Source organism: Pseudomonas sp. GM80 (assembly GCF_000282515.1).
Lineage (GTDB): Bacteria > Pseudomonadota > Gammaproteobacteria > Pseudomonadales > Pseudomonadaceae > Aquipseudomonas.
This window is the reverse complement of sequence record NZ_AKJD01000221.1, coordinates 1-9,517: the sequence shown is the minus strand read 5'-3', so window position 1 is coordinate 9,517 and position 9,517 is coordinate 1. Positions and strand designations below refer to the sequence as shown.

The window sequence follows — 9,517 nt, the reverse complement described above, 5'->3', positions numbered from 1 at the left end:
AGCCAGCTCCCACAAGGGTTTGTGGTGTTGCAGGATTGTCAGTTGGTGCGTTTGTCGTCGCCGGGTTCGCCGCCGACATGTACGCCGCGATCATCCCCCGGTTCGCCTGCTGCATGCAGTCCTCGGTCATCGCCGACTTCGCCAGCGCGATGGACGCCATGGTCATCGCCGACTTCGCCGGCCCGGTGCACGCCGTGATCATCGCCTGGCTCGGCGTGGGTGCCGTTGCGGCCGGAGGATGAGGCGGAATCACCGGAGTGTCCGGAGCCCTGGCCGCTGCCGCTGTGTCCACTGCCGCCGTCACCGTGACCACTTCCACCATTGCCACTGCCGCCGTGGCCACCACCATTGCCGCCACCGCCACCGCCACCGCCACCGCCACCGCCGCTTCCGCCGCCTCCACCACTACCGCCATGCCCGCCGCCATTTCCTCCGCCGTTACCGCCACCCCCTCCGCCGTGTCCACCGCCACCACTCCCTCCACCGCCACTACCACCTTCTTTGGCCTGAACACTGGAAATGCCGGAAAGACTATCCGGAATCAGCACGGTGGACGCCGACAGAACTGCGCCGATGGCCATTGCGAGCACGAGCTTTTTAATGTGCATATCGTTCTCCGTCTTTGTGGTCTTGTTGGGAACGTAAAAGTGCGTTGTTGCAGGGACCGGACCCGTTCCCGGGGGTCAGTGAATACTTGAAGCCAGTTCGAAAATCGGGATGTACATCAGGATCACGATGACCCCGATCAGCAGGCCGATAAACGTCATCAGCAGCGGCTCGAACAACTTCACGAACCACTCCAGCCAGCGGCTGATTTCCTCGTCGTAGAAGTCGGCGCTGCGCTCCATCATCTGCCCGAGGTTGCCGGACTGTTCGCCGGCGCGCAGCAGGCGCAGGGACACCGGCGTCACCAGATGATTGAGTTCCAGCGCGGTGGACAACGATTGCCCCTCGCGCACCCGCTCGCAGGCCTGATCCAGTCGCGTCCGCGAAGCCACGGTGAGCAAACCTCGGACCATGGCCATGGCGGTCACCAGCGGAATCCCGCCCTGCAGCAGAATCCCCAGCGAGCGATAAAAGCGCGCCAGTTCATACATGAAAATCCGTTGATGCACCGCCGGCAGTTTCTCCACCAGCCGATCCAGCCCTCGGCGAAACGCCGGTTGTTTTTGCAGCACGGCGAGGGCGATGACAATCGCCGCCAGCGCGCCAAAGAATTCCGCCTGATGCGCATGCAAGAACATGCCACTGCTCATCAACACCTGCGACAGCCACGGCAGGTTATTGCCCAGCCCTTCGAACACCAGGCTGAAGCGCGGCACCACATAACCCATCAAGAACAGCACCACGCCACCGCCGACTATCAGCAACAGCATTGGATAGATCGAGGCGCTGATGATCTTCTGCCGCACCTCGTCCATGCGCTGCCGATAGCTGACGTAGCGACCCAGCGCATCGCCGACCGCGCCGGTCTTCTCGCTGGACTGTACCAGCGCCACGTACAACGGCGGGAACACCGCCGACAACTGGCCCAGCGCCTGCGAAAACGATTTACCCTCGTAGAGCAGGCGCACCAGCTCACTCAAGGTTTTCCGGGCCGCGGGGGCGGTTTCTTTTTCGGCGAGGCTTTCCAGCGCATCGATCAACGGCAGGCCGGCATTGAGCAGCGTGGTCAGTTCCTGGCTGAACAACACCAGATTGAAGGTTTCGCGCTGACGCAGTCGTAGCGAGCGCCAATGCTTGTCGGCGTGCGAACTGAGCACGCGCAGACCCTGATCCTCGGCAATGCGCCGCGCTTCGCTATCGCCCGCTGCCTCGACGCTCAAGGACACCACGCCAGCCTTGCCGACCGCTTTCAAATGAAATCGCATGGGCCGCGCTCCGCTTACTGCCAGTTGGTCACTTCAGCGTTTTCGCCTTCGCCGCCGGGCTGGCCGTCCTTGCCCATCGACAGCAAGTCGTACTCGCTGTTTTCGCCGGGGTAGCGGTAGGCGTAATTACGCCCCCAGGGATCCTGCGGGAGTTTTTTCTGCAAATACGGGCCGGTCCATTTCGCCTCGTCGCTCGGTGCGGTGACCAAGGCCTGCAAGCCCTGTTCGGTGGACGGGTAATGGCCGACTTCGAGGCGATAGATGTCCAGCGCTTTGCTCAGCCCTTCGATCTGCGCCTTGGCCACTTTGACTTCCGAGCGACCGAGTTGAGCGAAGTATTTCGGCGCGACGATCCCGGCCAACAGGCCGAGCACCACCAACACCACAAGCAGTTCGAGCAGGGTAAAACCGCGTTGGCCACGCGGACGAAATTGCAGCTTCATGATGACCTCCCGTGAGTGGCAGCCGTGTCGCCTGAAGGGCTTATGCAATTGCCATGCTCAGCCCCCGTTAAAAACCTGCTCACACGCCGGAACCCTTGTGATAGGGGCCTTTCAAGAGTCGGCACAGTGCTTGCGTATGGCTCAAACGTGATCGGCCATTGGGGCATTTCCCCCAATTTATCGGGGCCGATCCGGGGAGGCCCGACATGAAATTTCTCGCCAGCGGATTGCTCGGTTGTGTGCTGCTCAGCGGCGCCGCGCAGGCCGATGTGTTCATCTCGGTGGACGCCAAGGGCAGCTACGTGCTGTCCAACGTTCACCGTCCCGGACGCACCTACGAACGGGTGATCCACGAGGCTGAAATGCCTGTGGCCAGCCTCGATCAACAGCCGCAAATGATCGCCAACCAACCCTATGCGGAACTGGTTTCGGCAGCCGCCAAAGTCAACCAGTTACCCGAAGCGCTGCTGCACGCGGTGATCAACGCAGAATCCCACTACAACCCCGGCGCAACCTCGGCCAAAGGCGCGGGTGGGCTCATGCAGTTGATGCCCGACACCGCGCGGGAAATGGGTGTGACCGACGTCTACGACCCCAAGGCCAACATCCAGGGCGGCGCGAAATACCTCAAGCGCCTGATGACCCTGTTCGACAACGACATCGCCCTCGCCGTGGCGGCCTACAACGCCGGGCCCGACGCGGTGCTCAGCCGTGGCCGGGTGATTCCGCCGTTCGCCGAAACCCAGCGGTATGTACCGAATGTGTTGCGTCAGTACCGGCGTCTGCAGGGGTTGGCCATGGATGCGCCGTTGTGACCCCAACCCGGTTTCCCCACTTTCGGGGCAAACCGGATACACCCGAAAAGTGGGGAAAAGGGGTGGGGGATTTGCCCCGGATTCTCAAGTCGTCGCGGTAACTGATTGAACGCTAATGCAATTTTTTGTGGCACGCGGATTGCTCCGAGGCATTTGTCGAGAAGTGTTCCCAAGAGCACCCACTACGAGGTTACTGATCATGGTTGGCATTCATCACGCACCGTCTCTGTTCAACTGGCTGCTGATTCTGGCCTCGATGCTCAGCGTCGAGCTGGCCGGCGCGGCCGTACGTTGCGAGCGCAATCTGGTGGCCAACGTCGTCGCCTTCGATCAACCGCTGATGTTCAACCGCCTCGGCGCGCAGAACATCAACGGCATGATGTTTGCCCTGCGCCGCGACGTCGTTGATGACCGCAACATGTCGCTGGCCTACGGCGGTTCAGCGGTGCCGGGCAAGGTTTCGCTGCGCCCGGACAAGCGGCCACGGCCACTGGTGTTGCGCGTGGCGGCGGGTGATTGCCTGACGATCAATCTGCAAAATCTGCTCGACTATCAGGCCAACCCGAACAAGCACTTCGAGAATGAAGGTGAAGAAGAGGAGGGCGTGGAAAACGCCAACGCGGCTGAAGACTTCAAAGTCGATGAGCAAGTCGCTGATCGTCACGTCGGTTTCCAGGTCAATGGCCTGCAAGCGGTGAACAGCATTGATGACATTTCTTCGTTCACCGGGCGTAACGCCAACACCTTGGTGCCGCCGGGTGCGAGCCGTTCTTACACCCTGTACGCCGAGCGTGAAGGCGCGTTTGCCGTCAGCAGCCGTGGCGCAACGTTTGGCGGCGAGGGCGCGGCCGGCAACGTCGCCAATGGCTTGTTCGGCCAGGTTGTCGTCCTGCCTAAGGGCGGCCGCACCTATCGCAACACCCTCACCGAAGAAGAAATGCGCCTGGCCACCACGGGCCGCGCACCCACCGGCCAACCGATCGTCGACTATCAGGCGCGCTACCCGCAGCGCGAACCGTGGTTGCGCGAAGGCAAGGCCGGCACGCCGATCATCGGCATGGTCGACGGCAATGAAATCATTTCCAGCGAAAGCGATGCGATTGTCATGGGCAGCAACGCCGACGGCAGCTTCCCACCCAGCACTTATCCGCTGGAATCGGTTGGCAAACGCAACCCGGCAATCCCTAATCGACTGGAAGCGTTCCGCGATTTCGCCTCGCAATTTCAGGACGAAACCGCTGCCACTCAAGCGTTTCCAGCCTATTGGGCTGATCCGGTGATGGCCCACGTGCTGGAGCCGACTCGCGATTCGTTCATGATCAACTACGGCTCCGGCGGCATGGGCGCCGAAGTGGTGGCCAACCGTTTGGGCGTCGGGCCGATGCACGACTGCCTGTCTTGCGCCTACGAAGAATTCTTCCTCAGCTCGCACACCGTCGGCGACGTGGCGATGCTGGTCGACGTGCCGGCCAACGCCGGGCTTGAGAACATCGCCCCTGGCCAGACACCACGCGCTGATCAGATCGGGGTGAAAGCGACCATGGCGCTGTATCCGTCGGAGCCATCGAACGTCAACCACAGCTATATCGGTGACTTCGTCAAATTCCGCAACACCCACAATGGCCACGAGCAGCACATTTTCCACTTGCACGGCCATCAGTGGCTGTTCAACCCCAACGACGACAACTCCGATTACGTCGATGCCCAGGGCATTGGCCCGGGCGCCGGTTACACCTATGAAATCGCCAACGGCGGCTCGGGCAACCGCAACCGCGTGGCCGGCGATGCGATCTATCACTGCCATTTCTATCCGCACTTCGCCCAAGGCATGTGGGCCATGTGGCGGGTGCACGATGTGTTTGAGGAGGGCACCCGGCTCGACGTTTCCCAGCAAGGCGCTGACGGCTATCACAACGAACCGTTTGCCCTGCGCAGTGGTAAACCGGCGACCGGCGCACGCGCCTTGCCTGACGGCGAAATCGTCGCCGGCACACCGATTCCAGCGATAGTGCCGCTGCCGGGCAAAGCCATGGCACCGATGCCGGGTAAAGTCGTGGTCGTGCCGAAAATCGGCGAAACCCTGATCGCCGGCAATGATGACGACGAGGAGGAAGAAGAGGGCGATGACGATGGTGAGCACCATGGCGGCAATGGCGGTGGTCAAGCCATCGGTTCGCTGGCGCTGGTCGATCGCAGCGAAGCCAACCGCAATGCCGACGGCAGCCTGAAAAACCCTGGCTATCCGTTCTGGATTGGTGGCATGGAAAGTTCGGTGGGCCAACGTCCACCAACTCCGCCACTGGACATGCTCGACGCCGCTACCGCGCAATCGCTCAAGGCCAGCGGCAAAGCGCTGTGGGCCAACCTCGACCCGGCGCAATCCGGCGGCTGGGATGGCGGCTTGCAGCGGCATACACTCGACGGCGTGTCGGCCGGCGGTGAGGCGCACACCGTGACCACCTCGCTGGATTTCTCCAAGGAAGTCACCCGCGCCAAACCGATTTACCTGCCGGAAGAAGGCACCGAAGTCGAACAGGCGGCGATGGCCTTCCACGCGAAAAAAGACCATCCAAGCTATGCCTTGCTGCCCGGCAATCAAGTGGTGGCCAAGGCGTTTCGCACCAACGGCGCCTTGCCGATGGCCGGTGCGCCGTACTACGAACCGTGCATGGACGACCGGCAAAAACGCCTGACCAGCAGCGCCGGCAGCGGTGAGTTTGCCAGCGGTGACCGCATCGACGGCATGTCCTTTGTCGGCGCCTCGAGCTTCACCGCCGACCGCCCTCGGATCTACAAAGCCGCCAACATTCAGTTCGACGCGGTGTACAACAAGGTCGGTTATCACTTCCCGCAGGCGCGCATTCTCGCGCTGTGGGAAGACGCCTGGCCGGTGATCACCAAGCAGCGTCCGCCAGAACCGCTGGTGATGCGCATGAACACTTTCGATTGCGTGCAGTACCAGCAAACCAACCTGGTGCCAGCCACTTACGAGATGGACGACTATCAGGTGCGCACGCCGACCGATGTGATCGGTCAGCACATTCACCTGCCGAAGTGGGACCTGACCTCGGCGGACGGCTCGTCCAACGGCTGGAACTACGAGGACGGCGTGCTCTCGCCGGGCGCCGTGCAGGAACGCATTCACGCGATTCGCGAGTTCAACCAGTGCGCCGCCACCGATCCGCGCGACGGCACCCAGGCCTGCCCGAAAGCCAAGAACCACCCGTTCTTCGGCCAGTACGGCCGCGCCGATTGGCTCGGTGCGCGCACGGCGATGCAGCGCTGGTTCGTCGATCCGGTGGTCAACGCCAAAGGCGTCGATCGCGGCCTCGGCACCATTTTCACCCACGACCACCTGGGCCCATCGACGCACCAGCAGATTGGTCTGTACGCCACCGTGTTGGCGGAACCGGCCGGTTCGACCTGGTTCCACGCCGAAACCGGTGAGCCTCTGTACAGCGGCGCGCGTCAGGACGGCGGGCCGACCTCGTGGCAAGCGGTGATCAATACCGGCGACCTTGATGGCGACGGCAAGAACGACAGCTTCCGTGAGTTCTTCCTCGAGTACAGCGACTTCCAGCATGCCTATGAAGCTGGCGTCTATGTCGGTGCCGGCCCTAACGGTGTGCCAAATGCGCAAGCGTTCCCGGCCACCGCTGACAGCTTCCGCTACGCGATCAATCCGCCGGTGCGTAACAACGCCAGCAACTTGCTTGAAGGCGTGCTGGAAGTGCAGGGCGGTCAGGTGCCGGGCTGCCCGAGCCGGCCATGTCCGCAGGCGATTTCGGTGGATGATCCGGGCATGTTCGTCGTCAACTATCGCAACGAACCGCTGGCCCTGCGCGTGTACGACCCGAACAAGGTCGGCCCGGACGGCAAGCGTGGCATGCAGGCTGACGGCCTCGGTGGCGATCTGTCGTTCGCCATGCAAAGCCGCACCGACCGCGCAATTCCGGCGATGAACCTGGCGCCGAATCTGCTCACCGCCGCCACCGGCCCAACCGGCGGCACTACGCTGTTCCCGCCGCACATCAACAAGGGCGGCGCCGAACCGGGTGACCCATTCACACCGATGCTGCGCACCTACACCGGCGACAACGTGCGGCTGCGGGTGCATGCCGGCGGCCATGAAGAAGAGCACAACGTCACCTTGCACGGTGTGAAATGGCTGCAGAGCGGTTCCGGGTTCGGCAACAGCTCCAATTCCGGCTGGCGCGCCTCGCAAATGATCGGCATCTCCGAGCAGATGGGCTTCATTGCGCCGGTGTCGATGCTCTCCAGTTCCGCTGCGACCACGGGTGATTATCTGTACTCGATGGACGCTTCGATCGAAGGCTACTGGAGCGGTATCTGGGGCGTGATGCGCAACTACACCGCCAAACGCGCCGACCTGTTCGCCATCCCGAACAACCCGAATCCGGCGGGCATGCGCAACACCGTGGCGTTCGAGGGCAGTTGCCCGCGGATCAGTGCCAACCCCAATGGCATCGGTACGCGGCCGACGGTACAGCGCAACTATGAAGTGGTGGCGGCGCTGGCCAACGACATCCTCGGCAACTCGCTGGGCCTGACCATCGGCGATCCCGAAGGGCTTGGTCAGCATGTCGGCGGGCCGCTGAATCCGGCGGGTGGCACCCTGGTGCTGAACTCGCGCACGGTGAGCATTCCACAAGTCACCGTGACCGATCCGGAGGATGGCGAAACCATCACCATTGGCGGGCAGAGCGGGCCGCTGCATGACCCGACCGCGATCCTGTACGTGCGTAAATCCGATCTGGATCCGCTCAGCGGCAAGCTGAAACCCGGCATCCCGGTTGAACCGCTGGTGCTGCGTGCGGCGGCAGGGGATTGCATCAACATCACCCTGGAAAACCGTCTGCCGAGTGTCATGCCTGACCTGACCCAGACGGCGGTGATGCAAGGCATGGTCAAGCGTGATCGCAACAGCGGTCTGGGCTCGACCACCTTCAGCAACAATCTGATGCGGCCGTCCAGCCACGTCGGCCTGCATGCGCAATTACTGGCGTACGACATCACTAAATCCGACGGTGCCAACGTCGGCGCCAACCCGATCCAGACCGTGCCACCGCGCGTCGGCAACAGCGGCGCGTACCCGACCCGTACCTATCAGTACTACGCCGGGCACCTGGAACGTGAAGGCAAACCGGTGACCCAACTGGGCCGCAGCGTCGACAACATCAATGCCACGGCAGTCGAGTTCGGCGGCTTGAACATCACCCCGGCGGACGTGATCAAGCAGCCGCAAAAAGGTCTTGGCGGGGCAATGAGCATTCTGCCGATCGGCGCGACCTGGGTTGATGATGCGCGCAAGGTCAACGCTACGGTGACGGCGCCTGGGCAGACCAGCTACCGCGACTTCGCGATGGTCTGGCACAAGGCGTTGAACACTCGTTGGGCCAATGGCCGGCCGGTGGAAGGAATTGCCGCTGAAGGCTTCGGCGTGCCGACCGATCCGCAGGACAACTCGAGCATGGCGATCAACTACAAAACCGAGCCGTTGTGGTATCGCTTCGGCCTCGCCCCCGACGCACCGTTTGGTCACGCCGATGGCGCGGGTTATGGCGACATGGTCAATGCGCACATGGCTTACAGCAATGCGTTGGTGGGTGGCGATCCGCAGACGCCGGTGCTCTATGCCAAACCGGGGCAGCCGTTCCGTACGCATATTTTGATGCCGAGCGGTGGCAGTCGCGGCACCACGTTCCAGCTCGACGGGCACGTCTGGTCGGTGAACCCGTTCCAGGCCGAGAAGAGCGATGTCGGTGGTTATCCGATGGGCTCGCCGGGCGTGGGCTCGGTGCGCTTCGGCTACAACCCGATGTCGATGTACATCGGCGCCCACGAAAGCATCCTGCCGGCCGCGCACTTCAGCTTCATGATCCCGAGCGCCGGCGGCAGCAACGCGATACCGGGCGACTACCTGTTCCGCGACTACGCCGCCTACGGCAACACCTCCGGATTATGGGGACTGCTGCGCGTAACCAACGAACCGGAACCGGCACCGACCCCGTAGGAGCAAGGCTTGCCCGCGAAGGCCGCGCCTCGGTTCTGGAAGGGGTGTGGCACTAAAAGCTTCGCGAGCAAGCTTTGCTCCTACAGAGCGGTGGTTGGAAGTGAGATAGGCGGGATGAATGCAAATCCCATGTAGGCCTTCGCCTGCTCGCGATCGGGGACAACTCGGTTTCGGAGGGTGCGGCGGATGACGCCATCGCGAGCAGGCGAAGGCCTACAGTGGGACGGTGGTTGGCAGTGAGCGTGCGGCAGGAATGCAAAACCTGTGGGAGCTGCGGTTCGACGATTCGACTTGCCAGCGATGATGGCGGCACAGGCGCCATTGATGTGACTGGAAGGGCGCCATCGCTGGCAA

At 62.6% G+C, this 9,517-nt stretch carries 5 protein-coding genes; 2 read left to right on the top strand and 3 right to left on the bottom strand.

What is annotated here, in order from left to right:
• Window positions 1-38: 38 nt before the first annotated feature.
• The 3 genes from PMI37_RS31985 to gspG form a co-directional block, all read right to left on the bottom strand.
• The gene (locus tag PMI37_RS31985) at window positions 39-608 is read right to left on the bottom strand and encodes a hypothetical protein (RefSeq protein ID WP_008087282.1); all 570 of its coding nucleotides are present in this window, start codon (window positions 606-608) and stop codon (window positions 39-41) included.
• Window positions 609-683: 75 nt separating this feature from the next.
• A complete protein-coding gene (locus PMI37_RS27110) occupies window positions 684-1,871 on the bottom strand; it encodes a type II secretion system F family protein (protein ID WP_045123309.1) in 1,188 nt (395 codons plus the stop codon).
• Between the two features lie 14 nt (window positions 1,872-1,885).
• Window positions 1,886-2,314 (bottom strand): type II secretion system major pseudopilin GspG, encoded by a 429-nt coding sequence (gene gspG / locus PMI37_RS27105; RefSeq protein WP_007913548.1) that lies wholly within the window; start codon window positions 2,312-2,314, stop codon window positions 1,886-1,888.
• 206 nt (window positions 2,315-2,520) lie between these two features.
• Here gspG and PMI37_RS27100 point away from each other — a divergent pair, with 206 nt between their 5' ends.
• Together PMI37_RS27100 and mnxG are read left to right on the top strand one after the other, a co-directional pair.
• Window positions 2,521-3,129, top strand: coding sequence for a lytic transglycosylase domain-containing protein (locus PMI37_RS27100; RefSeq protein WP_008087278.1), 609 nt, complete (start codon window positions 2,521-2,523; stop codon window positions 3,127-3,129).
• A gap of 199 nt (window positions 3,130-3,328) precedes the next feature.
• Window positions 3,329-9,163 (top strand): manganese-oxidizing multicopper oxidase MnxG, encoded by a 5,835-nt coding sequence (gene mnxG / locus PMI37_RS27095; protein WP_008087276.1) that lies wholly within the window; start codon window positions 3,329-3,331, stop codon window positions 9,161-9,163.
• Window positions 9,164-9,517: the final 354 nt, after the last annotated feature.